The organism is Deltaproteobacteria bacterium (assembly GCA_026388545.1).
Taxonomy (GTDB): Bacteria; Desulfobacterota; Syntrophia; order Syntrophales; family UBA2185; genus JAPLJS01.
This window is the reverse complement of record JAPLJS010000124.1, coordinates 1-23,762: the sequence shown is the minus strand read 5'-3', so window position 1 is coordinate 23,762 and position 23,762 is coordinate 1. Positions and strand designations below refer to the sequence as shown.

At 46.9% G+C, this 23,762-nt stretch carries 21 protein-coding genes and 1 tRNA gene; 7 read left to right on the top strand and 15 right to left on the bottom strand.

The window, feature by feature from the left end; translation table 11 throughout:
• From NTW12_15500 to NTW12_15475, 6 genes are all read right to left on the bottom strand, one after another.
• Nucleotides 1-670, bottom strand: a 670-nt coding sequence (locus NTW12_15500; protein ID MCX5847736.1) for an ABC transporter permease, incomplete at its 3' end; no start/stop codon positions are given.
• A complete protein-coding gene (locus NTW12_15495) occupies nucleotides 667-1,734 on the bottom strand; it encodes a D-alanine--D-alanine ligase (protein MCX5847735.1) in 1,068 nt (355 codons plus the stop codon). The genes NTW12_15495 and NTW12_15500, both read right to left, overlap by 4 nt.
• Nucleotides 1,735-1,761: 27 nt before the next feature.
• Complete coding sequence (locus tag NTW12_15490) at nucleotides 1,762-2,550, bottom strand: hypothetical protein (GenBank protein MCX5847734.1); 789 nt, start codon at nucleotides 2,548-2,550, stop codon at nucleotides 1,762-1,764.
• 208 nt (nucleotides 2,551-2,758) lie between these two features.
• Nucleotides 2,759-3,814, bottom strand: coding sequence for a D-alanine--D-alanine ligase (locus NTW12_15485; GenBank protein MCX5847733.1), 1,056 nt, complete (start codon nucleotides 3,812-3,814; stop codon nucleotides 2,759-2,761).
• A gap of 4 nt (nucleotides 3,815-3,818) precedes the next feature.
• A complete protein-coding gene (gene alr / locus NTW12_15480; GenBank protein ID MCX5847732.1) occupies nucleotides 3,819-5,777 on the bottom strand; it encodes an alanine racemase in 1,959 nt (652 codons plus the stop codon).
• 9 nt (nucleotides 5,778-5,786) lie between these two features.
• On the bottom strand, nucleotides 5,787-8,036 hold the full coding sequence (locus tag NTW12_15475) for a CHASE2 domain-containing protein (GenBank protein MCX5847731.1): 2,250 nt from the start codon (nucleotides 8,034-8,036) through the stop codon (nucleotides 5,787-5,789).
• 415 nt (nucleotides 8,037-8,451) lie between these two features.
• Between NTW12_15475 and NTW12_15470 the strand changes: the two genes are divergently transcribed.
• Together NTW12_15470 and NTW12_15465 are read left to right on the top strand one after the other, a co-directional pair.
• Nucleotides 8,452-8,527: transfer RNA gene (locus tag NTW12_15470), tRNA-Thr, on the top strand.
• Nucleotides 8,528-8,969: 442 nt separating this feature from the next.
• Nucleotides 8,970-12,923 (top strand): tetratricopeptide repeat protein, encoded by a 3,954-nt coding sequence (locus NTW12_15465; protein MCX5847730.1) that lies wholly within the window; start codon nucleotides 8,970-8,972, stop codon nucleotides 12,921-12,923.
• A gap of 17 nt (nucleotides 12,924-12,940) precedes the next feature.
• On the opposite strand, the gene NTW12_15460 is transcribed toward NTW12_15465, so the two are convergent.
• The 9 genes from NTW12_15460 to NTW12_15420 all read right to left on the bottom strand — a co-directional run bounded on the left by NTW12_15460 (nucleotide 12,941) and on the right by NTW12_15420 (nucleotide 19,493).
• A complete protein-coding gene (locus NTW12_15460) occupies nucleotides 12,941-13,327 on the bottom strand; it encodes a phBC6A51 family helix-turn-helix protein (GenBank protein ID MCX5847729.1) in 387 nt (128 codons plus the stop codon).
• Nucleotides 13,328-13,342: 15 nt separating this feature from the next.
• A complete protein-coding gene (locus NTW12_15455; protein MCX5847728.1) occupies nucleotides 13,343-13,663 on the bottom strand; it encodes a hypothetical protein in 321 nt (106 codons plus the stop codon).
• Between the two features lie 198 nt (nucleotides 13,664-13,861).
• On the bottom strand, nucleotides 13,862-14,941 hold the full coding sequence (locus NTW12_15450) for an AAA family ATPase (protein MCX5847727.1): 1,080 nt from the start codon (nucleotides 14,939-14,941) through the stop codon (nucleotides 13,862-13,864).
• Nucleotides 14,938-15,870 (bottom strand): hypothetical protein, encoded by a 933-nt coding sequence (locus NTW12_15445; GenBank protein MCX5847726.1) that lies wholly within the window; start codon nucleotides 15,868-15,870, stop codon nucleotides 14,938-14,940. Before NTW12_15445 ends, NTW12_15450 begins: the two co-directional genes overlap by 4 nt.
• A 9-nt stretch (nucleotides 15,871-15,879) precedes the next feature.
• Complete coding sequence (locus tag NTW12_15440; GenBank protein ID MCX5847725.1) at nucleotides 15,880-16,131, bottom strand: hypothetical protein; 252 nt, start codon at nucleotides 16,129-16,131, stop codon at nucleotides 15,880-15,882.
• A 228-nt stretch (nucleotides 16,132-16,359) separates the two neighbouring features.
• A complete protein-coding gene (locus tag NTW12_15435) occupies nucleotides 16,360-17,490 on the bottom strand; it encodes a hypothetical protein (protein ID MCX5847724.1) in 1,131 nt (376 codons plus the stop codon).
• A 94-nt stretch (nucleotides 17,491-17,584) separates the two neighbouring features.
• The gene (locus tag NTW12_15430) at nucleotides 17,585-17,938 is read right to left on the bottom strand and encodes a helix-turn-helix transcriptional regulator (GenBank protein MCX5847723.1); all 354 of its coding nucleotides are present in this window, start codon (nucleotides 17,936-17,938) and stop codon (nucleotides 17,585-17,587) included.
• Entirely contained in the window at nucleotides 17,907-18,185 is a 279-nt protein-coding gene (locus NTW12_15425) for a cytotoxic translational repressor of toxin-antitoxin stability system (protein MCX5847722.1), read from the bottom strand. The genes NTW12_15430 and NTW12_15425 overlap by 32 nt, the downstream gene beginning before the upstream one ends.
• Before the next feature lie 42 nt (nucleotides 18,186-18,227).
• The gene (locus tag NTW12_15420; protein MCX5847721.1) at nucleotides 18,228-19,493 is read right to left on the bottom strand and encodes a site-specific integrase; all 1,266 of its coding nucleotides are present in this window, start codon (nucleotides 19,491-19,493) and stop codon (nucleotides 18,228-18,230) included.
• A gap of 288 nt (nucleotides 19,494-19,781) precedes the next feature.
• Here NTW12_15420 and NTW12_15415 point away from each other — a divergent pair, with 288 nt between their 5' ends.
• The 5 genes from NTW12_15415 to NTW12_15395 all read left to right on the top strand — a co-directional run.
• On the top strand, nucleotides 19,782-20,573 hold the full coding sequence (locus NTW12_15415) for a hypothetical protein (GenBank protein MCX5847720.1): 792 nt from the start codon (nucleotides 19,782-19,784) through the stop codon (nucleotides 20,571-20,573).
• A 150-nt stretch (nucleotides 20,574-20,723) separates the two neighbouring features.
• Nucleotides 20,724-21,728 (top strand): ABC transporter ATP-binding protein, encoded by a 1,005-nt coding sequence (locus NTW12_15410; GenBank protein MCX5847719.1) that lies wholly within the window; start codon nucleotides 20,724-20,726, stop codon nucleotides 21,726-21,728.
• A 14-nt stretch (nucleotides 21,729-21,742) separates the two neighbouring features.
• Nucleotides 21,743-22,960 (top strand): ABC transporter permease, encoded by a 1,218-nt coding sequence (locus NTW12_15405; protein MCX5847718.1) that lies wholly within the window; start codon nucleotides 21,743-21,745, stop codon nucleotides 22,958-22,960.
• A gap of 5 nt (nucleotides 22,961-22,965) precedes the next feature.
• Complete coding sequence (locus tag NTW12_15400; protein MCX5847717.1) at nucleotides 22,966-23,232, top strand: phosphopantetheine-binding protein; 267 nt, start codon at nucleotides 22,966-22,968, stop codon at nucleotides 23,230-23,232.
• Nucleotides 23,233-23,235: 3 nt separating this feature from the next.
• A partial coding sequence (locus NTW12_15395; protein MCX5847716.1) for a beta-ketoacyl synthase N-terminal-like domain-containing protein occupies nucleotides 23,236-23,762 on the top strand: 527 nt, incomplete at its 3' end.

The following is a 23,762-nucleotide window of genomic DNA, read 5'->3' as shown; positions in this document are numbered from 1 at the left end:
AGCAACAAATCCATGTAACAATCAATCCGAAGCTCAATGATTTATAAAGGCCAATTCGTATTTCTTTCATATCAATAAAGTTGATCATCTCCCCGAAGAAACTGCCTTCACCAACTCCCAGCAACTGCACCCCGACCAGATACCCGCCATAAATGCCGACGACATTAAAGATGGAGGCCAGGAGGGGAAAGGAAATTATCCCCGCGAGAAGATTTGGAACAATAAGATAACGGTAGGGATTGAGGCCCATTACCTCCAGGGCGTCGATCTGTTCGGTGATCCGCATAATGCCGATTTCCGCCGCCAGGGCCGACCCTGCCCTACCCGTGACCATTAACGCAGAAATAACCGGCCCAAGTTCCCTGATAAGGGACAGCGCCACGGCGGGGCCCAAGAGGGCCTCTGCACCGACTGCACCGAATTTTTCCATCCCGTAGTAAGCTTGAAGGGTAAGTACCATACCGGTAAATGCCACGGTCAGGATAACAATGAGGGAAGATTTGACTCCGATAAAGCTGATCTGCTTGATGATCCTTCCGAGTTTTAGAGGGGGGATGAAGGTATATAAAACGGATCTGCCAAGAAAAACCCCCGTTTTCCCGAGATTTGCGATCGATGACAGGATATGATGCCCCAATCCCTCGATGGCATTGGCGATGCCTGTGATCATAAAGGGCCTCTCTTTTTTGCATGATCCTTAATGCCGGCCTGAATGACCCGATCTATTAATTCTGTCTGGGTAATTCCGGAGGCTGCTGCCTGGTGGAAAAGAACGGTGGAGGGGGTCATCCCAGGGAGGGTATTCGGTTCGAGCACAGCCACCCGTCCATCTTTTCTGACAAACATGTCGATTCTTGCATACCCTTTCAGGTCGAGGGCATTGAACGTCTGAACGGCAACATCCTGTATTTTTTTCAATATATCATCAGGCACTCTGGCGGGGGTTTTGTTTTCACCCTGACCGTAGAGAAACTTGTCTTCAAGGGAAAGGACATCATCAGTAGGAATGGTTTCAGAGGGAGTCAGGGCGAGGGGACGATCGTTTTCAATAATCCCGCAGGTAACCTCAATCCCGTCAATGAATTCCTCAACCAAAGCCGTATTATCCCAGCGTAATGCGTCTTCGATGGCGTCCGGTATGCCGTCCGGCGATACTACCTTTTTAACGGCGGTGCTGCAACCTTCCCTCGTTGGCTTTACGACACAGGGGAATCCGATTTCTTTTTCAATGGTATCAATAATTTCCTTACTGTTTTCAGGTATCCATTGCCGCCTGAAGACCGGCAACGTCCGGGGCACATCGATGCCGCTTACGGCAAGGATCTTTCGGCATGTAAATTTATCCATTCCTAAGGCAGAGCCAAGGACACCCGACCCTGTATAGGGGATCTTCAGAAGCTCCAGCAGACCCTGCAAGCATCCATCCTCACCGTACTTGCCGTGAAGACCGATAGTGATAAAATCAACCCGTGAACTTAACGCTTCATATGGGATACGCGTTGCTTCTTCCGGCAGATCTTCTTCAATGTCCTTGGTACAGTTACGCATCAGCAGTTTAATCGGTATCTCCCAGAGAGCACCTTTGCTGTCCATGAATATTGGAATGGGGTCGTATTTCGTCCGTCCGATCTTATTGAAGATATTTCTGCCGCTCTCGAGAGAGACCTCCTTTTCCGAGGATACTCCTCCCATGATAATCCCGACCCTGAGCTTCTGCGTACTTCTTTCTTCCACGGGTTATGTACTCCTTATGCGTAATAACTAGAAACTGACAGTCAGGGCTGCGTAGGGACCGGCAAACTTCAAGTCGCCATAAACGTCACTGATACCATCTATCTTGAGTCTCATAACTCGATACCCGGCATGGATATCGAGGAAAGGAAACGGTGTTACCGAGATATCGGCAAGCGCGTCGTAGAATACATTGCCTGAATACCCCATACCTGCGGCCTTAACTCTGGCCTCCAGGATATTTTTGATAAGACCGATATGAGCTCCGATACCAAGCATCGGAACCGGAGCGGCAAACGTTTCATTTACATTAAATTGAGATCCGGGCGTGGAAGATTTCATGCCCGCTTCTCCGTCAATATATTTAATTTTGCCAATAATGCCGATGGAGAAACCGGCCAATATATTTTCCAGATTGATCAAATCATACTGATATTCAAGATCAAGCATCTTTGTTTTGAGGTCTGATTCGACCAATGCATTTGCAGAATAGGTTTTGCCTGCGAAAGTGACCGACTTTGTGATATCCTTGGACCCCGAATAATGAAACTGGGTGTACATGACACTCACGTGGTGTTTACCGATTCCCGCAAAGGCTTCGATAGAGGGGAAACTTTCATTGCCAATTCCTAAATCATCTTTCAGATTTACCTGTGTGCCGGTTATCCCATCCTTATCCACTCTTAGGTCTGCCGTTAGGCTGGGAAACCAGTAATAACCTCTCGCCCCAATTTCAAAGGCGCTCACCGGCGGCACGAGGCCCATCATTAAAAAAAATCCGGCCAACACACAAAACATAAACGGTACACATTTCTTCATTGCGATCTCCTTTACATTGAGTAAATAATCTTGTTTGGAACATTTTTGTAAGGCCTGAAGGGAGGCGAACAACTGTATAAAGCCGCCTTTGACCGCGGACTATAATGACATTTTGTTGTTTTGTAAAGTCATTTTGACGGGCATTTCCCAATCCCCTTGAACATGCTGCTATGCTATGGAAGATCGGTAAATATATGATTATATTACACTACAGTGGTCCCTGTTTTTCCTGGTGGATTTTGATAGCGTTCTGTATCAGCTTGGATATAATCATTGTAGGAAGCATTCCGGCACAGGCCGCCTGTTCAAAGAAGAAGGAAGAAGGGGCCATGCCGGATGATGAATTAGGATCAGTAATGAGGATCCGGCCGTCTTTTGTAAGAAACCCGTCGATCCTGCCATAGGATCTGAATCCCAAGGCATTATAGGCTTTAAGAACTTCTCTTTTGATCTTTTCCACCACATCAGGGGAAATATTCTTCGGCGGGGTAAATTTCCTGCATCTCCCCGGCATGTATTTATCATCATAGGTATAATATTCGCTTTGTGGGTAAATCTCAGTGAGGTCAAGAGTTTTTGCTTCTCCATCCTCTTCTAAAACGATGCATGAGAATTCTATCCCGTCAAGATACTCCTCGACCAGGACAGCAGTATCCCATTTCAGTGCCTCTTCGATCCCTCTTTCGAGGGAATCTTCGTCTTTGATAGCAGTAACGCCAATACTTGATCCTTCTCTCGTGGGCTTTGTAAAGAACGGGAATTTAAAATGCTCAAAGAGTTTTTTCTTGACTTCAGATCTTCCTTCCCGCCAATCCCTTTCAAGGACAATAACGCTATCGGGAACATCAAGCCCTGCATCTTTCAGTATTTTCTGCTGCATGTGTTTGTCCATACCGAGTGCTGATGCCAGTATACCTGGGCCTGTATAGGGTATTCCCAGGAGTTCCAGAAGTCCCTGGATGCATCCATCATCCCCATATTTTCCATGAAGAGAAATGAAAGCAAAATCAATCTCCTTCCTTATGTCTTCATATGATATCCTTCGTGCCTCTTTTTCAAGACGCTCCGATATATCGACGGTGGTGTTTTGAGAAATGAGTTGCCACGTGATGATCCACAGACGTCCCTGATCATCCATGAATATCGGTATTCCCTGGTAAAATTCAGTATCAAGATTATCATAAACGTTCCTGCCGCTGTTTAGTGAAACCTCTCTTTCTGAAGACATGCCGCCGAATATGATGCCAATTCTTAACTTTTTCATATAATCAAAAACCCCAGAAAAACGTAACACCGCTGTTAGGGAATATCCATTCATGGTCACTGATGCGGAGCCTGATCGATTTCCCTTGTTCCCTGATGACCTCCGGATATGGCTGTTTCCCGGCGAAGAAACTGACCTCTCTCACATATTTAAAGTTTACTCCCTCATAGTTGAACGATATGTCTAAACCTCTGGTAGGGTAGACAAGATAGACCGAGAAAGTATTGTTACTTTTAGATTTCTTCGTGACGATCTCGATTTCTACCTTGGCCTGCTTGTTCAATTTCTTCTTAAGTTTATCATCGCCGCACCAGACTTCATAACCTCTTTCCGTACTATCTGTCCTGATAATCGGGATATCTTCATTGTCAAAGCGTACCCTGTCGACTCTGAAATCCCTCTCAATGACGAGATCGTCCACTCGATTTAAAAGCCACCGGTATTCGCATTGCTTATCATCGAAAAATGCGGCCAACTGTTCATCATTAAGGGCGCAACCTATCATGAAGATGGGATTTTTTATGGTCTTGACGTATTCGACATGGGTGGTGACCTTGAAATAATCCTTTGCTGAATGGTCTCTAAGGATTTCTTCCTTTGAAAACTCTGTTATGCTGATATCATATTTGAAATTCGTCCGCAGCTCCAACTGCCGGTCTTCTTTACCAAAGAGCGTTTCAAACATCTCGTAATATATGGCATTTCCCAGTTCTTCATTCCGCGCCCTTGTCTGAAAGCAGTGACGAACGATAGTGTCGATCCGTGCGATTGATTTTTCTTCATCAGGAATGAATATCCTCCTCAATCGGGGCTCCACCGTATTTGTTTTTCCTTTATGCAAAAAGACCCGCGGCGCCCTTTTGCCCAAGGCACAGAGAATTTCATAGCTGATCGTTTTTACCTTATCGGCAATCTCATCAACCGAGATGTATTCATTACCCTGGCTTCCCATCAGGACAACCTCGTTGCCGATCTGACAATCATCAATATGGCTGACGTCGATGGTGCACATATCCATGGAGACACGGCCGACGATCGGCGCCCGCTTCCCCCTGATCAGGGCCTCGCCCTGATTGGAAAGAATGCGTCCGTATCCGTCACCGTATCCAACCGGTATCGTTGCTATCTTCGTCGGCTTATCCGTTATATAAGACCGGCCGTACCCGATGCTGTATCCACCGGGAAACTCCTTAATGAGGACCACTCTCGTTTTGAAACTCATGACGGGTGCAAGTTCTGCTTTTGCCTTTGTTTCAGGTCCGGGATAAATGCCATAAGACATGAGACCGGGTCGCACCATATCCAGGTGAAACAGGGGATAATTGAGGACGGCTCCGCTGTTTGCCATGTGTTTGACGGGAATCACGATGTGGTGTTTTTCAAGTTCATCCAGAAGCGCCTTGAAAAGCTTCCACTGCATATCATTATAGTCATTTATGGTTTCACTGGATGAAAGGTGAGTAAATATGCCTTCAATGATGATACTGGAAAACCCAAGGATTTCTTGTATCATAGTGAAAGCCTCGTGGTGGATCGTTCCGCCTCTTCCCATCCCCGTATCCACTTCGATGTGGATTGGCGTCCGTATGTCTGACTTTTTACTTTTTCTTTGAAGTTCCCGGGCAAAGTTGAGATCCGAAACTGATGGTATTAAATTGTATTTAATGATTTCATCAATTTCGGAACCCGTGGAGGGGCTTAGGATAATAATAGGCGCTGTTATCCCACTGACCCGGAGCTGTACCCCTTCGTCTGCATTGGCAACACCTAAAAGAACGGCGCCATTTTTCAGGGCGACGTTGGAAATTTCAATCGCTCCGTGGCCATAGGCATCTGCCTTGACTACCTGAAGAATTTTTACTTCAGGGCCGACCAATCGTTTCATCACATTCCAGTTTTTCGTGAAATTGTCGAGGTCGACCTCTACCCAGCTTCTATATTTCTGATCTTCTTTTATTGACATCTATCTAAATTATTTTCTTGTCATTGTGAATACACCGTCCCATAGACCTTCAGGCGGGTTCTTTTTGAGTTCCTCACACCTTTCAATGTAGAGGTGCGAAGGTGCGTCAGCAGGTCTTACCTCCAGAACTTTATGGAAGCATTCGATTGCCTCATCCCACAGTCCCTGCTTGTACTTTGACAGTCCTTCCTCGAAGAGACTGACGGCATTTCCCCACTTTTCGGCATCTTTCTTTTCACCGAGCAGTTCATAGATCCTGACAGGCTGTTTTTTGCCTTTAACTCTAACGGAGTCCAGTTCACGGCAGAAAAGGACATCCTTAACAACATCATGTGTGTATTCGCTGATGATGATATTCGATCCGTATTCTTTATTGATTCCTTCCAGTCTGGAACCTAAATTCACGCTATCACCCATGACGGTATAATCAAACCGCATATCCGAACCCATATTACCGACAACCATGTCGCCGCTGTTGATTCCTATGCCGATATTGAGAATGGGTCTGTCCTCACCGGCCCATTTTTTCTGCAGTATTTTCAGCTCGTCCATCATTCCCAAAGCGGTTCTGCAAGCCCTGAGGGCGTGATCCGGCTGGTCCAGGGGGGCGCCGAAGACGGCCATGATGGCGTCTCCCATGTATTTATCGAGGAGTCCGTCGTATTGAAAAACCACATTGGTCATTTCCGTCAAATACTCATTCAACAAGTGGACAAGTTCTTCCGGCGTCAGCCTTTCCGATATCGTTGTAAATCCCCGGATATCGGAAAAAAGCACTGACAGGTCTTTTTTGTCGCCACCGAGTTTGAGTTTTGAAGGATCTTTCAACATTTCGTTAATGACGGAAGCGGTAAGATAATACTGGAAGGCGCCCCGTATTTTTTTCTTTTCCCTCTCTTCGGTAATATACCGATATACGGTTATGCCCAGATAGATCGTTATCATCGTCAGAACCGGGTAAATAAGATTCAGCCAAACATTGAAATGGGAAAATATAATAGTATTTATGACCACAAAGGACGCGACGATTAAAAGACTTAAAACTATCCCCTGAATAGCTTTAACCCTCGGAATGGCGAAGCCCATGATGAGACCGAAGAAAACGATTGAACAGACATCCAGTAACTTTGTGAAATCGGACTGCTGGAGAAAGTTTTGATGGAGGATGCTGTCGATTACATTGGCATGCATTTCCACACCGGGATACACGTTACTGTATGGCGTTACCCGTAAATCATAAATTCCTGTGGCAGTTGCACCGACAATCACAATTTTATCCTTGAAAGTATCCGGAGACAGACGGCCTTTGATAATATCAGAAATTGAGTAGTGGGGGAAGGTCTTCGCCGGTCCCAGGTAGTTAATCAGCATCCATCCCCTTTCGTTTGTCGGAATATCAATATCGCCTATTGAAATACCTTCGACGCCGACCGCGGTCATATTCAGGGTAAGCATCGGCCAATCCATATATTGGAGCAATAAAGACAGCGCCAGTGATGGATAGTAGTTATCCTGGAATTTAATGACCAGGGGGGACCACCTGATCGTTCCGTCGCTGTCAGGGAAAGCATTGAAATAACCGCTGTTTTCGGCTGCATCGCTTAAGGATTTGAGATTTACCGCGGCTGAGTAAGCGTGCACGAGGCGCGATTCGTCGGGCGTTGAATCGGCTTTAATTATCTGATATCTTGAGTTGGCGATGTTTTCTGCTGCTGTCTCGATTTCTTCTTCACTTAAGTGAGCAACGTCTTCGCTTGATAAATGAAAGAAATAACCAAGAGTGACATTCTTTGACCGTCCAATCGATTTAGCCAGAGCCGCATCGGTGTCTGCTGCCATTTTTTTCTTGTTGAGTAATCCCTGCACCCTTTTATCTTTAATCCTGGTTTTTTTTACTTCTTTTGAGAGCTCAAGAATGGTTTTCAGGCTCGAGTTTTCATCGGGCTCAGCAAATACAATATCGAATCCCACCGATTTTGCCCCGTATTTTTTTAGCTTGTCAATGAGCTTGGCATGCGTTGTTCTCGGCCACGGCCACCGTCCTAATTCGCTCAAGCTCTTTTCATCGACCGTTGCGATAACCGTCTCTCCTCCCGTTGGGAGTTGTCCCCTGGAGACCATCCTCAAATTAAGGGCTTTCAATTCCATAAAGCGGAGGAAAGGGACGTCAATAATAAACATGATGACGGCGATAAAGATAACAAAGATTGCAATTTTCAGAGGTGACATTGAGAATATTTTCTTTAGTCTTTCATTCATGGCTACACCCCTTTACAGGCTGTTGAAAAATGCCCATCTGCTGCGCTGCACTGTGCCCTTCGCCGTTCAACGTACGTCTATGTACGCCTCACGACTCAGGGCTTGCACGCCTTGCATCTGGACATTTTTGAACAGCCTAGTGAAAAGTCTGTTTTTCAACAGCCCCTTTGAGTTTGTCGAATAATACCAAACACGGTTTGAAAGTCAAGGTAAAGAAGGCAAACATTGCATAAACTTCCGACATAAGTGGGTTAATCGCAACAACTCCATGGGAACCGGTTTGTATGAAAGCATCTTAAAACCTTGACAGGGAAGATGTGTTAATATAAGGAGAACAATTATTGGTGATCGAGGAAGCATATCACCATCCGCTGTAGATGCAGAACTACACAATCATTGAATCGCAATGAATAAAGCCGATGTAGCTCAGCCGGTAGAGCAACTGATTCGTAATCAGTAGGTCGCCAGTTCGATTCTGGCCATCGGCTCCATAAAATCAAGGGGTTACGGATAAAAACCGCAGCCCCTTTTCTTTGTTGGGTGATTTTGTCCCGCTCCTGTCCCGCTTTTTTTATTTCATCCTCGCAAAATAACCACCCGCACGTAATATTTAGGGGTTCCCTTTTCAGCACCGACCTCCCATAACTCACCTGCTCCTGAAATTCACAAATCGTTAATAAGATCGGCAAAAATGCATGACTTCTGTAATAAACACAGTTCACAATCGACAGCAAACATTAACAACACAACTCACATTTTGCGGTTAATATTTTAATTGACACGAAAGACCGACAACTTTATAGTTCACGCAGAAAACAAAGTATTATCAATAAAATATCAATTATAAGCAGGATGATCAATATCCCGTAGTGGCTTTCCGGTAAATGGATTTTTCACTGGTGATAGGCAGATAGTTTCTTCTGGAGGCGTTTTATGAAGAGTTTAGCTTTCCCTACACGATTGATTTTCTGTTACACACTGACAATTTTCCTGGCGACTGTGATGTTTTACGTCCCGTCCCACGCGCAGTCCCAGAAGGAAGAATTTAGCAGAGGAACTGCCCTTTATAACGAAGGTGAACAACTATTCAATCATTTCGACGCTAATGGGGCGATTGAAAAATGGGAAGCCGCTCTTGCTATCTTTCAAAAGCCTGGACAGAAACGGGCTCTTGAGGGAATCGTCACGGCCCGTCTCGGTGGTGCATATAGTTCTTTAGGGAATTATCGAAAGGGAATTAGCCTCTATGAAAAGGCCCTTACCATTTTCGAAGAGATTGGCGATAAAAAGCTCGTCGGCTTTTTCAATGGTGACCTAGGGAATACTTATAACAATGTGGGCGATTACCACAAGGCCATTTCCTGCCATGAGAAGGCTCTGGCGATAGCTGAGGAGAGCGAGGATAAACGTAATAAAGGGAACTGGCTCGGCGGCCTTGGGATCGCCTATACTGGACTAGGAGATAATCGCAAGGCTATCTCCTACCTTGATCAGGCTCGGGCTGTTGCTGAGGAGATTGGGGACAAGCAGAAGATAGGGACGTGGCTAGGCAACCTGGGGAATGCTTATAACAATCTAGGCGATTACCGCAAAGCCATCTCATACCATGAGCAGGCTCTGGCTATTGACGAGGAGATCGGGAGTAAAAAGGGCATGGAGGCCTGGCTCGGCGGCTTGGGGAATAGCTACGAAAATCTGGGTGATTACCGTAAAGCTATCTCATACCACGAGCGGGCCCTGGCGATTGCTGAAGAGATCGGGGACAAACTAGCTAAGGGAGCATGCCTCAATAACTTGGGGAATGCTTATAGCAGTTTGGGCGATTACCGCAAAGCCATCTCATACCACGAGCAGGCTCTGGCTATTGATGAGGAGATCGGGAATAAACACGGGAAAGGAGGCGATCTCGGCAATCTAGGAAATGCCTACCACAGTTTGGGCGACTACCGCAAAGCCATCTCCTACCATGAGCAGGCTCTTGTGATCGCTGAAGAGATCGGGGATAAGAAGGGTAAAGAAGATCAACTTGGCAACATAGGGAACGCTTACCAAAGTATGGGTGATTACCGTAAATCTGTCGGTTATTACGAGAAGGCTCTGGCTATTGCTGAGGAGATCGGGGATAAACGTGGCAAGGAGTCCTGGCTCGGCAACCTGGGGGTTGCCTACCACAGTCTGGGCGATTACCGCAAGGTCATACGTTATTACGAGCAGGCACTGACCATTGCAGAGGAGATCGGAGATAAGAATGGGAAAGAAACCATTCTCGGCAACTTGGGCACCACCTACCACAGGTTGGGTGATTACCGCAAAGCCATCTCCTACTACGAACAGGCTCTGGTGATCGCTAAAGAGATCGAAGACAAACAGGGTGAGGGAAGCCATCTGAGCAACCTGGGGAAAGCTTACAGCGATCTAGTCGATTACCGCAAGGCCATAGGTTATTATGAGAAGTCCATTCGACTTTGTAAAGAGATTGGTGTCCCCTATGGCATTCCTGAGGGCAATCTTGGTGACGCCTACCTTGCATTGGACCACGACGAGGATGCATTTGCCATTTACACAAAACAGGATAACCCAATCCGCCTTGGCAGATTCTTCCTCAAGAAAAAAGATTTCCATAAGGCGAAAGAACAATTTGAACGGGATAGAGAAGAAAACAAGGAAGCCAAAAATGAAGGAATGTTGCCCTGCTGGATCGGTCTGGGCCTTTCGCACGAAGGTTTAAAAGAGTATGGCAAGGCTTATAGCTGGTTCACAAAAGCTACTGATTTAATGGAGAAGCAGCGCTCCACTCTGACCCCTGCTGAGCGAGAGCACTACCTTGAGGGTAAGGAGTTCAACTTCCCGAGGATTGAAGCCTACGAGGGGGCTGTGCGCTGCGCCTTTATGCTGGGGAACTACGACGACGCCTTTTACTGGGCGGAAAACACCAGAGGGCGAGTTTTGTCGGAACTTCTCTCCCGCCGCCATGCAGGAGAGGATTTCAAGACTCCCTTAGCCCTTGCACAGAAAGAGGAAGAACTCACCACATTCATTATGACTAACAGAAAACAACAGCAGACGGCTTTTCAAAAGAACAATCCAGAATTGTTAAAGCAGGCCGAAGATGAATATCCCGATCTGAAACAGAAAATGGGAAACCTGATTGACCGGCTGCGCAGAGAATACCCACAGTATGCAGCCATCAAGTATCCCCAGCCGGTGAAGATTTCCCAGATTGCCTTGAAAAAAGGGGAAACCATCATTGAATATGAAGTGACTGAACCTTATACCATTGGCCTTGTTCTCCGTGACGGCAAGGTGATAAAGGCCTTCAAGGTGGACAAAACCCGCGCTGAGCTTGAAACGCTGGTAAGGAGATACCGCTCTCCTTTTCAGGAGGGGGCCAACATAAAAAGCTTTAGCCTGAACCTTGCCGCGGACCTGACGGATCTCCTCATAAAACCAGCGATTCCCGTTCTGACAAGAGGCGAACACCTGATCATCATCCCCGACGAGTCTTTGAGTCTCCTGCCCTTTGAAGCGCTTCTTCTCTCAGCCCCGGCCGCGGCTTTGAAAGAAGAAGCCACCCTGCTGGCGCAGGCCACAAAACAGACAGATAGCGATACAATCGACAAAGCAACCATCATCAGAGGACTCACAAAAGCTCCAGCTACGAGAAGCAGTGGGGTGAATGTAGTGCCTCGGGTAACCACACATATACTCTTTGACATAGATTCTGCACGGATAAAAAAAGAATCACAAAAACAACTGCAAGAAATTACTGCGGCATTTAAATCAAAAGAACTAAAAAACGCCACCATACAGATTGAAGGACATACGGACAGCGTTGGTAACCCGAAATACAACATGAAACTTTCATTGAAAAGAGCTCAAGCTATCTATGATTATCTGGCAAAGAGCGGAATATCAGCAGCCCGCCTGACCTTCACAGGCAAAGGAGATACCGAGCCTGTCGCAGACAATCGAGATGAAAAAGGAAGAAAACTAAACCGCAGGGTGGACTTTGTGAGGATTGACAGTCTGGGAGCACAACGAACTTCCTCCTTCTCATCATCGCAAATAAAAGACTTTGTCTATGCCATGGATGAATACCCCATAAGTTACTACCAGTCTGCCTCTGTATTATCTTTACAGAGAGGCTTGCACATAAGCCGGACCAAAGAACAAACCTTTTTCGGCCTTGGTGACCCAATATTTGACACCAAAGACAACCGCGCCTCAGACAAAAGGGCGGTCAAGATTGTTGGCAAGAAAACAGGAATATCATCAAAGGACATAGCCGATAATGAAGAGACCAAAGATGCAGGCTACAGGTTCAGCCGCCTGGTAAACACCGAAAAGGAAGTAAAAGAGGTGGGGAAGCTGTTTGGCAAGTCACAAATGATGCTCGGCATCGAAGCGAATGAAGAGAAGCTCAAGGCAGTGGATTTGACTTCAAGGAAATATATTCTCTTCTCCACTCACGGCATATTGGGGAATGAGATCCCCTACATCAAACAACCGGCAATGGTTCTGAGCCTTGTCGGGAATGACAAAGAGGACGGCTTTCTGACCGCATCCGAGATATTCAATATGAAGCTCAATGCCGACATCGTGGGGCTTTCTGCTTGCAAAACCGGCCTTGGTGTTCAATCTGCCGGCGAAGGGGTTGTTGGCCTCTCACGGGCGTTCATGTATGCCGGGACAGACACCGTGCTTGTCAGTCTCTGGAGCGTTGCCGATGAATCCACATATAAGCTCATGGTCAACTTCTTTGAGGGACTGAAAAGCGGTAAAGATAAAATGACCGCGCTCAAAGATGCAAAAAATTACCTGCGCAACAGCGGTTATGACAATCCCTTTTACTGGGCGCCTTTTATCTTGATGGGAGAGGCGAACTGACAGGTGGGTTATCATATTCATGCTTTCTTCTCCTTGATCAGTCTTTCAAGTTCTGTTATCCGTGCGTCGAGATCCTCAATCTCTTTTGCCTTCAGGACATGCCCCAATACATCATTCGCCACATAACGCTTGAGGTTATCGTTATTAGTGTTCAGAAGGCCCACCAAAGCGTTAACGGCCTTCGTTATGTTGGCCTTCATGATATTCAGTGCGTCCTCAATAACCTGGTCCCGCTGCCGCTTCAGTTCGTCTTTAAACAGGGAATCGGAGAGCCATTGATAGTAAGTCTCCCTGGATATTTTTGCCACCTTGCAGCCTTCCTCCACGGTCGATGATTGAACGAGAAAAGGGATTGCCTTTTTCTGCCTCTCAGACAATTCATGTTTTTTGTCAGATTTCGTCATAATCTGTCCACTCATTTAAGCAGTTTCTAAATGTTTGGCCCGGCATTCATTGAATCCTGTGGTTTTCTCTAAGGTTTCCCGGATAGATGCAATAAGGAGATCCGGCAATTTACCTTTGAAATGATCCCAGGACCCGCCTGACGCGACGTAGGACACAATAGACATCGGTCTTATAAGCCCATAACCGCCGCTAAAAAGTTTTTGTTGCATTTCCTCTAAGGTTTTCGGCTCCTGATTAACCTGAAGCTTTTCCTCCATTCGAATAACCCGCTGTTTGGTGTTCATCTGTGTCTCCTCCTTTTCGTTGTGTTCCTGCATTTCTTTCTGTCTCGTCATTGTGTCCTCGTGGTTGTGATATACTTTTTGTCTTGTCCTCGTCGAAGCTGCAAGCACGCCGACGCTCTTAGAGTAGAAACGTTACGCCCTATATAAGGGCGTGTAACAGTTCTACACTCAAGAACGGTTAGAAAAGTTACTACGGTTATTGTAAGTTCTAACGGTTCTAACAGCTCTATGCAGAGAGGCCGGACGAGATTATTCTTCATCGTTAGAATGTCTTCCAGTTTTTACCCATTTTTTGTGTTTTCCTATTCCCCGCTCTTCCCTTGTGATGAGATATGGATTCCCGCCGGATGTCGCCCATGATATAAAGTCTCTGACTCTGTTGTCGCCTAATCCGGTTTGCTTTTTGAATACTTCCTTGAAAGGTGCAATTTCCATTTCCTCATCTCCCAGTATAGAGAGAGACGCCGGAAGATAAACAGACAGTGCTGGTGCCTGTGTTCTCGTTTTGGATGTTTTCTTTTCCGGCAGGATGTCCGGTCGCTCCTCGAAACGGTAACCGCCGGTGTCTTGATCTTCGATCCATTGAATAGTGAACGGTTCTTGTGGGCGGTAATTCCTAAGAAGGGTCTCGACAACTGCTGCGTCCAACTCTGTAGCGTGCGGCGTCAGGGTGATCGCTGCGTCATAATCTCTTCCAAGAACGTTAGAACCCGCGCCCCTGTCTCTAACATCTCTATCGCCAGAATTTCCTTTTGGATCATGGTGAACGTAAAGGATCGCCGCGCCTGTCTTTTTTGCCAGTTCATCAAAACAATTGAGGATTCCCTTCAAGTCCTCTGCCGCATTTTCCGCGCCTGTTGCTACTTTATATAGAGGGTCAAAAGATATGATTTCCGGGTTTATATTTGCCGCGATTAATCCGATCTTTTCAATTCCTTCCGGCCCGGCTATACCAAGCCCCCTTGCGTTCAGGATAGTGAATCTGTCCCCCAGGTCGGTGGCCGTGATCCCCATTGCCTTAGCCATGCGCTTAACACGCCGATGGTAATGATGATCTTGTATTTCAAATTGAACATGAAGGATTCGCCGTGGCTTCTGTATGTGCCATGATAGAAACGGTCGCCCGGCAGCCAGGCAAAGGAGAAACATCAATAGGAAAAACGTCTTTTTCAGTTTTGATGATGCGATAAAAGCTACTTTATCTCCTTTGTCAAAAGTGTCTTTCATAATCTGATCCGGCTCAGGTGGTTCCGATTCAAGCAGGGTCGATGCATTAACCGTGGTCGGTAGTTCTGTTGCTCTTACCTGATCTTCGAAATCGTTATTCATGCGATGAACCTTCCTTCCAGGCCTGATAGCCAGAGGATTCTTTGATAGTTCCCTTTTTCAGTGCGGTAATGCCCCGGCAGCCTGCTTAACCGTGCCGGATTAGAACATGCCTTATCGACTCCCAGAGGTGCCAGCAGACTGTCATATAGGCGCTGTTTGATCGCTGATTGCCATTGCTCCGGCGTCTCAACCGTGGCCAGTTTTTGAACGTCAAGCCATGCGTGAATTGACTTCCCCCCGCTGTCTATAAGGCAGACAACCGGCAGGCGTGCCGCTGACCAAAAACGGATTTGATCTGCACGGGAAAGGTCGTCAAATTCTGCCATGCAATGACTGTATTTCTTAACGGTGTTGTCGCATCTATAAGAGGGTTTCCCGTCTTTTGTCATGCCTTCCCGCCCTGTCATCGGATTCGGGATGATATGCGGGGAGGTCTTTGCCCCTTTCCTAAATCCATCAATCCAGTCAAAAACAGGCTTGACGGTCGTTCCGAACTTATCCCCGATGAAGATATGATCCCCAGGATCAAACAACAGGGACAGAAAATTGATTGTATCTTCTTCCGGCTCCCAGGTGATCTTGACTGGGGAGACATCAAACAGATCAACTTCGGTCGTGATTTTTGCCTGACAGATGATTTTTTGAAGGGCAGTTTTACCGTCATTCACCACGGGCGCCGGTCTTTTCTTTGGGGTGAATGATCCGCCGTTGTGGTCAGATAACGCCTTATTGATCGCGTCCTGTATTTCTTTGTCGGGGATTCGCCTCGATCCCTGGGGGATAGCGTTCCGGATATCCGAAAAGATTTGCTCGGCAGTCAGTCCAGCCAGGACTCCATAATTGGCGGTGCTCAATAGATAGGGATGACAGCCACAACCTGGCGGCACAATGTTTTTCAGCGATTCGTTGTAGCGTGCGAGTAAGTTCATGGCCTGCCCCTACCCGATAACTCTCGACCGCTCTTCAAGCCACGCCACAAGGCTTTCCCGCTGGTAGGCGACAGCGCCCCCCAACATGATTTTCTTGACAGCTTTCGTCATCCCCAAACTATCCATGTTTGCCAGGGATCGCGGACTATACCCAGTCAGTTCCTTGAAACGTGGGTGCTTCCTGGATACAAACGGCGGCAGCTCCCTGAGAAGCTCCGACAGGTCGGGTCTTTGCGTGGTCTCCATGTTTTCTCTTGGCATGGTGAATCTCCTTCAAAAAGAGGGCTTGTTTTTCAAGATGTTTAATCTTGATCCCTCTGAAGAGATAGTTGGAGATATCCAAGTTTAAGGAGAAAACAAGTTGGAGAAAATAGGGGCAAAGATTGATATGTTGTTAAATGTATTAAATAAAATATTTATGAAATTATTGCGAAAATCTCCAACCGTTCAAGGTGGAGATATCCAAGTAGGGGTGTAAAGGTGGGCGGGTTAATCTTCCAGTGGGTTCAGGTATGATTCTGCACGGTGACGTTCAAGCCACTTTTTATCTATGGCTATTATGATGGCAGCATTTAATTTATCTACGATCTGGTATAATTTATTTTCAGAATCTTTATCGCCACGTTTCTCCAAAGCAGCCTTACGCAAAGATAAATCTTCAATTTCTGTTATCAGGCCATCCTTTGAGTAACTGTCATAACGAGCATCTTCGGTGCTGCGATTGGAAACAATAAACTTCGGCTCATACGTGCCCGGACGGACATCTTTTTTTATCTTAAATATTTTAAAGTCATCCGGCAGTTGCGGTTTACAAGTTTCATTTAAAAACGATACGAATTTCTTGCTGATTTCGCCAAGTTTTTGCCGATTTGCATCATACGTTTTATTTCGGGCCTTTCCCGCTCCATGTGCTACGCCAACATGATATAAATGATCCGATGATTGTAAGATTTCAATGAGGGCGCGCCATGCCTTTGTATTCTCTCGCTGGAATCTCAGATCATTGTAGGAGTAAGTTTTCGGCCCTTTGGTGCCAATTTTTACGCTGACTTCGGTGTCGGACAAATAAGAAATTGACACAGATCGTATAAAGGTTTCCGGATCCGTTTGCTCTGGGAGCGCGGGGGTCGGTTCGGAACCATGTGTTTCCGGCTTTTTCAGGAGAGCGGTTGCTTCAGTCAGTTTGTAATAATAATTCAGAAGGTTATTTATTGTCTGTTGGGCATAGCTGTTATCTTCAGAAAGCTCGTAATTAACCCACAGGTTTTTATTTTCAATTTGTAGGAGTTCGTTTTTTAGATCTTCAATGTCGCGCGATAACTTCTCTATTCTCGGTTGATGGCGTTGTCTTTGTTCGTAATACCAAGCCACCTCTCTTGGGTTGCTCTTGAAACGTTTCTGAAATTCTTCGTTCGATAACTGCGGACAACGACGTAAAAGTGAATCCAATTCGGATTCATATCCCTTTATATTTTTTAATTTATCGGTAATATTAGGTGGTGGTAAGGGGTTGCCTAAATGATTATAGGGTTGAAGGCCGGATTTGACGAGAGAGAATAATTCGAATGGCTTAAGATCAAAAGTATCTATCAGTTCCTTTCCAGATTTAAAGTCTGACATTATCAGCGCCTCCTGTTGCGCTCCTTGTGGTTAGAGGGGGCAGGGCGCTCAGGATTGCGCCTTTTCACCTGGCCTGGCTATCCCCCGCTTCTTTCTACAAAAACACCTTGTAACCGATGTTCAAAGCCTTCCCCAAGCGCTTCGCCATTTCCTTGCCGATGGGACGCTTGCCGTTTTCCATCTCGCTGATATGGCGCTGCGGAATCCCGGTCAGTTCAGAAAGCTTAGTCTGCGTAAATCCCTCCCGGTATCGTGCGCCGGCCAAGGCCTTGCCGATAAGCTGCGCTTCCGAGCATTCAGGGTATGCCTCGCGCCAAGGGACGGAATCGGACGTGTCCACAAATCCAAGGGGCTTCAATGTTTCAACTGCCTTTGCCATGTTAGCAATCGGCCCGACGAACCTCAGTTCAATCTTTTCAGTAGGGTGCTTTCTCGTGTGTGCCTGCATAAGTTACCTCGATCAGTCTTATCTCTTTGTCCATGACTTCCCATATTGCCACATAGGTTGGGTGGCCCTTCTTCAAATGGCAATGGTAGCGGTTATCGGACAGGGTGCTGAAGTTCGGCCAATCTCCCCGGATCGGTCCGTTTGCTTCCATGTCCTTTTTCAGAGCAATGAGAAGATTCTGGACGTTTTCAGGTAGTTTTCTAATCCGTTTATTCAGGTTCCGTTTTTCAGTAACCGTCCATGTCATGGTTTTATCCTATACCAAATAAAAGTATAATACAAGGAGTTTCTATTTCGTGAAGTTCACGACCTGCCCGGATTCCTTTTTGCCATTCACAGCATACGCCTTCTCAAGCGCCGCCGCGCCTTCTCTCAATCGGCTTTCGCTCATTTTCGCATACCTGGCCGTCATGGTTCCCGTGGCGTGGCCAAGGCTCCGTTGTGTAAGATAAAGGTCGTGGGTGCTTTCATATAGGTGTGTCGCGAAGCTGTGTCTCAGGGTGTGAAAGGTGACTTTCTGCTTTCTGTCTGTAATGCCTTCATTCAGTTTTAAATCATTCACGGTATCGGCAAAAGATTTTGATGCTTGCGCCATTGCCCCGTCAGCTCCGGATCGCTTCGGAAATATAAGTTCGTCTGGTCGGCCCTGCTTTGGGTTTTTCAGCATGGCCTCTGCCCTCTCGGTCAGTCGGTTTTTCAGCATGGTCTTTGCCCTCTCAGTCAGATAAGCCGTGCGGCTCCCGGTTTTCGCGTTTAAGACGGCCAGGGTTCCCGCTTCCCAATTCACGCATGGCCATTCCAAGACGGCAAGTTCGCCGAACCGTAAGCCCGAATGAAGACTCAACAAGGCCATATCGTGTAGGTTCTGACTTTTCACCGCCAGAGCTTTTAATAGCTTTTCGACCTCGTCAATGCTCAGATACCTCAGCTTCATATTATCCAGCTTCGGCCACTTGACGTTCTTTGTGGGTGAATCTCCGGCATATATTCCAAGTTTTCGCGCCGTGTTAAAAGCCTGTCGTGTTAATTGAAGGACGTACTGGATCGTTCGGTCAGACTTCTTTTTGTCGGCCAAGTCCTTTTTTATACGTTCAAGATGGAAGGGTGCTATTTTGCTAAAAGGAAGGTCTCCTATTGTCCCGGCCATGTGTTTTTTATAAAGCATCTCTTCAATTTCGTGGGTTTTTGCTTTTTTGTCTCTCTCACTTTGCGGCAAATAGGTTTCTGTCATGAAATGGCCAAAGGTGATGTTTTCCTTTTCGATCCGATCCTTCTCAACCTCGGTCTGGTCGCGCCTGTCCCGTTCAAGGTCTCGTTTCTCTGACAGAGTTTGCGGCCCTTCGCCTACTTTTTGGTTCGCCTTTAATTCCTTCAGTCGGTCGTAAGCCTTCGCCGCTGTCCAATCTTCTGAAGCCCAGCCAATCCCTTCTTCTCGATCCTTGCCCGCCAGCTTATAGCGAATAGTAAAATACTGATCCTTCTTGACACCATGTTTCCGGGTCGCATGTTCTCTATATCTGACCCCTGGGAAATTTGTCTTGATCCATTTTGTCATTTGTATTATCCTCCTTCGCAATGAACCGTTTGTATGTTCCGACTTTTCCAGTCCCGCTCCAGTCCCGCTTTCATTCTTGAAAGGGGTTGTTGTTTTGTGAAAGCATTTGAAGGTAATATAAACCTAAGATACCTATATGTCAAGTGTTTATTGTAGGATTATGAAAGACAGTGAAAGATATAAGATATGATTCGTAATCAGTAGGTCGCCAGTTCGATTCTGGCCATCGGCTCCATAAAATCAAGGGGTTGGAAAATTCACCGAATTCCTTTCAGGAGGATACATTAAATGAAGATAGTTAAATATTTTATATTCGGCCTCATTATCATAACGCTTTCCTCATGCGCCGGTTTGACTACTGAAGAAACTAAGCCATGGTTAAATTCTATGGCGGGGGCCGCTACTGTTAACATGACCGGCGTTTGGGATTCAGGCGGAGCTATCGCTGGGGGCTGGGGTGAAGGACGTTTTACGCAAACGGGAAATCGAATATCCGGAACACTCGGTTTTTATAATGTTGACGGCGTAGTCAATGGTGCGGATGTTTACCTGGTTCTTCTTTCTGGTGGAAATGTTTTTTATACAGCGCATATAAAACAGTCAAATGACGGCAGTTATATGGGCAAGGCTGTTGAAAAGGCAATGGTAGATGGAAAAGGATCAGAAAGCGCTGTCAGTTATCTGATGGTTCTGAAAAAGGTCTCAAATGTTCCATGGTTAACGAGAGAAGCGACGAATTTATGGTTAAATTCTATGGCGGGCGTCCCTGGTGTTACTATGACCGGTGTTTGGGATTCTGGAGGGGCTGTTACCGGAGGCTGGGGTGAGGGGCGCTTTATTCAAACGGGAAACCGCGTATCCGGAACACTCGGATTTTATAGTATTGACGGCGCAGTAAATGGAACGGACGTTTACCTGGTCCTTTATTCACGTGTAAAGGTTTATCATACAGCGCATTTGCAACAGTCAAAAGACGGTAATTATATCGGCAAGATTGTTGAAAGGGCAATTCTCGATAAGAAAGGTTTAGAAAACGCGGTAAGTTATCCGATCGTTCTGAAAAAAGTTTCAAATAATTAGGGTTGTTAATAGCGAAATAACTCGTGCTGAGGCCTTCGGTAACTTTCTTGGCCTCAGCATTCACTGCAATTTGTCAGAATCCCCCATTCATCCTCCCTTTAGAGGCTATGTCGTGATCCTTATTTGTCATTGCGAGCGACCGCAGGGAGCGTGGCAATCTACTTTATAAAACGGGTGAGTTGTGCGGATAGCGAAATATTTTCGCGGGAAGCAGCTATTCATGGTGAGCCGTTGATCGAGATCAAACATCTTTACAAGTCCTATGACAAAAAGCCGGTCCTCAAGGATGTGAACCTTTCGGTCCGTCGTGGCTCCATCATGGGGTTGCTCGGTCCCAACGGTGCGGGAAAGACGACCCTCATCTCCATCCTTACAGGCGTCATCAGGAAGGATAGCGGGTCCATTACTGTCGGCGGCCTGGATCTTGACCGTGAGCTCAAATCCATCCTGTCAAAATGCAGTTACGTGCCTCAGACCCTGGCTTTCTATCCGAGACTGACGGCCAGTGAAAACCTGGAATATTTCGGCGCCCTGTGGGGCTTGAAGGGGAAAAAACTGAAGGAACGCATGGAATTCTGCATCGACAAAGGAAGCATGCAGGCCTTTGTGAACAAGCGGGTGGACAAGTTTTCGGGCGGCATGAAAAGACGCCTGAACCTGGCCATAGGGCTGTTAAACGACCCTGAAATATTGTATCTCGATGAGCCAACGGTGGGCGTCGATACACAATCGAGGAACTACATACTGGAGACGATACGGAAGATCAACCGGGAGCGGGAGACGACGGTCATCTATACATCCCATTACATGGATGAGATCGAGCAGGTGTCCGACGATATCGCTGTTATCGACGAGGGGAAAATAGTCCTCCACGACGACAAACAGGCTATTTTGATACGTACCGATGCCGTTTTGATAAGCGTGGAACAGATGGGAGATGCCGCCGTTAAAGACTTGCAACAGATTGATGGAATACAGGTTGAAAAGGATAGTGTCCATGTCAAACGGGACGGACGCTTCAACGAAAATATGGCGGGGGTGTTTGCCGTCTTTCGAACCCACGGGGTCCGGGTGAAGGACGCCGTATTCGGCCACAGAACCCTTGAGGAACTTTTCCTCAAACTGACAAACATCAGGCTGCGAGACGAAGACTGACGGCATCGGTTCAAATGATTAAAACTCTGTACATCCTGAAAAAGGAATTTTTACTGATCATCCGGGATATCCATGCCGTAACCGTCCTGTTTATCATGCCGGCAGTTTTCATCATGATCATGTCGCTTGCGATGCGCGACCTTTTTGAACTCCATGGTACCGTCAGCATAGATGTAATCGCCGTGAACCAGGATGCGGGAAAGAAATCGGAGGCGTTCTTGAAGGCAATGGAGGACCTCCGTACTTTCAGATTTCACTTTATTGAGAAAGACACAGCCACGGATAAGGTCAAGGAACAGATGCTTTCCAGGGATTATAAGTTTGCCTTGATCATCGGGGAAAACTTCTCCGCCTTCGTGGAGAAAAAGGGGAAGGGTAAAGATGAAAAACCCCTGGAACTCCTCGTCAATCCTGCGGTAAACGTCCAGACCCAGCTTGTTTTAAAAAGCGCGTTGGAAGGAAAACTGGCAAAGTTGAGATGGGATGCCTTCATCGACCGTATCGGAAGACTCCTGGCCCTCGCCGGAATCGACAGGAAGAAACTGAAGGCAGTTGAGGAGAGCCCTGTCGTGGTCAATTACGTTTACAAAGGGGGGCAGTACTTCAAGATTCCGTCAGCCGTCCAGCAGAGCGTTCCCGCCTGGCTTGTGTTTTCCATGTTTTTTATTGTCATACCCATATCCAACACCTTTATTTCCGAAAGGGGGCAGGGTACCCTCATGCGCCTCAAAAGCATGAATGTATCGAGGTTCTCTCTGATAATGGGCAAGATGGTACCGTATCTTCTTATCAACGCGATCCAGGTTGCAATTATGATTGCCATAGGTGTTTATGTCGTCCCCTTGTGCGGCGGTACCGCCCTTACCCTGGGGGATTCCCTGGGGGGCCTTATCCTGATCGCCGCCTCCGTGAGCTTCAGCGCCATTTCCGTGGCGCTCCTCATTGCTTCTGTAGCCAGGACGACGGAGCAGGCAACCACCATCGGGGGTGTTCTGAATATCATATTTGGCGCCCTGGGTGGACTCATGGTGCCTAAGTTTGTCATGCCCGGGTTTATGCAGGACCTTGCCAATATGTCGCCGATGTCCTGGGGTCTGGAGGGATTCCTCGATATTTTCCTGCGGAACGGCAGTGTTTCCGATGTTCTCCCGAAAAGCCTGTCCCTGTTTATTTTCGGAATAGTCATGCTGACCCTGACGGTAATCTTATTGCGGAGGCAGAGGGAGGTCTAAAAACGATGAAGGGTTCTCTTGATGAGAAACTGAAAATGGAATTGAAGAGGATGATCGTCGAGGAGTGTGATATAACGGCCGATCCCGGAGAGATAGGTGACGAAGAACCCCTCTTCGGCGGTGATTCCAAACTTGGTCTGGACTCAATAGATGCTCTGCAGATATCTATCGCCATACAGAATAAATACAACATCACCATCACCGACAGCAAGGAAACAAGACGGGTTATGAGATCGATAAATACCTTTGCCGACTTCATCCAACCGGAGTAGAACGTGAAGAGAAGGGCGTTTATAACGGGAAAGGCGATGATCTGCTCCCTTGGCGATTCCCTGGAGGAGATCGTTGATGCTGTACGCCATAAAAGGATAAGGCTTGAGCATATCCCCTTTGACCTGGCCCGCCTGTCCTATACCAAACCGTACTACCTCATCAACCGTAATGAAAGGGATAAGCTGGATAACCGCTCCGAGGAATATTTCTATGATGTTCTCTTTTCTGCGGTATCCCGTGCCCTTCTCGATGCCGGCTTAAACAGTGCGGAGATCGAGGATATGCATGTGTTCTTCGGCTCAACGTCTATGGATATTCCCGTGTTTGAGGGAAACCATCGTAAGACGTCTGCAACCGTATCGGGTATGTTTCTCCAGTCGTCCTATGGGTACGGTAAAATCGCTGGGGCCATCGTTGAGAAGTTCGGAATAGGGGGCAACTGCTATTCCTTGACCACGGCATGCACTTCGAGCGCCAACGCCCTCCTTTATGCCGCAGCCATGATCGAGGAGAGGCACATCGAGAGGGC

What these genes read in the sequence shown, in the direction of transcription:
- NTW12_15490 (MCX5847734.1), bottom strand. Translation starts at nt 2,550, where the DNA reads ATGAAGAAATGTGTACCGTTTATGTTTTGTGTGTTGGCCGGATTTTTT.
- NTW12_15485 (MCX5847733.1), bottom strand. Translation starts at nt 3,814, where the DNA reads ATGAAAAAGTTAAGAATTGGCATCATATTCGGCGGCATGTCTTCAGAA.
- alr (MCX5847732.1), bottom strand. Translation starts at nt 5,777, where the DNA reads ATGTCAATAAAAGAAGATCAGAAATATAGAAGCTGGGTAGAGGTCGAC.
- NTW12_15475 (MCX5847731.1), bottom strand. Translation starts at nt 8,036, where the DNA reads ATGAATGAAAGACTAAAGAAAATATTCTCAATGTCACCTCTGAAAATT.
- NTW12_15465 (MCX5847730.1), top strand. Translation starts at nt 8,970, where the DNA reads ATGAAGAGTTTAGCTTTCCCTACACGATTGATTTTCTGTTACACACTG.
- NTW12_15460 (MCX5847729.1), bottom strand. Translation starts at nt 13,327, where the DNA reads ATGACGAAATCTGACAAAAAACATGAATTGTCTGAGAGGCAGAAAAAG.
- NTW12_15455 (MCX5847728.1), bottom strand. Translation starts at nt 13,663, where the DNA reads ATGACGAGACAGAAAGAAATGCAGGAACACAACGAAAAGGAGGAGACA.
- NTW12_15450 (MCX5847727.1), bottom strand. Translation starts at nt 14,941, where the DNA reads ATGAATAACGATTTCGAAGATCAGGTAAGAGCAACAGAACTACCGACC.
- NTW12_15445 (MCX5847726.1), bottom strand. Translation starts at nt 15,870, where the DNA reads ATGAACTTACTCGCACGCTACAACGAATCGCTGAAAAACATTGTGCCG.
- NTW12_15440 (MCX5847725.1), bottom strand. Translation starts at nt 16,131, where the DNA reads ATGCCAAGAGAAAACATGGAGACCACGCAAAGACCCGACCTGTCGGAG.
- NTW12_15435 (MCX5847724.1), bottom strand. Translation starts at nt 17,490, where the DNA reads ATGTCAGACTTTAAATCTGGAAAGGAACTGATAGATACTTTTGATCTT.
- NTW12_15430 (MCX5847723.1), bottom strand. Translation starts at nt 17,938, where the DNA reads ATGCAGGCACACACGAGAAAGCACCCTACTGAAAAGATTGAACTGAGG.
- NTW12_15425 (MCX5847722.1), bottom strand. Translation starts at nt 18,185, where the DNA reads ATGACATGGACGGTTACTGAAAAACGGAACCTGAATAAACGGATTAGA.
- NTW12_15420 (MCX5847721.1), bottom strand. Translation starts at nt 19,493, where the DNA reads ATGACAAAATGGATCAAGACAAATTTCCCAGGGGTCAGATATAGAGAA.
- NTW12_15415 (MCX5847720.1), top strand. Translation starts at nt 19,782, where the DNA reads ATGAAGATAGTTAAATATTTTATATTCGGCCTCATTATCATAACGCTT.
- NTW12_15405 (MCX5847718.1), top strand. Translation starts at nt 21,743, where the DNA reads ATGATTAAAACTCTGTACATCCTGAAAAAGGAATTTTTACTGATCATC.
- NTW12_15400 (MCX5847717.1), top strand. Translation starts at nt 22,966, where the DNA reads ATGAAGGGTTCTCTTGATGAGAAACTGAAAATGGAATTGAAGAGGATG.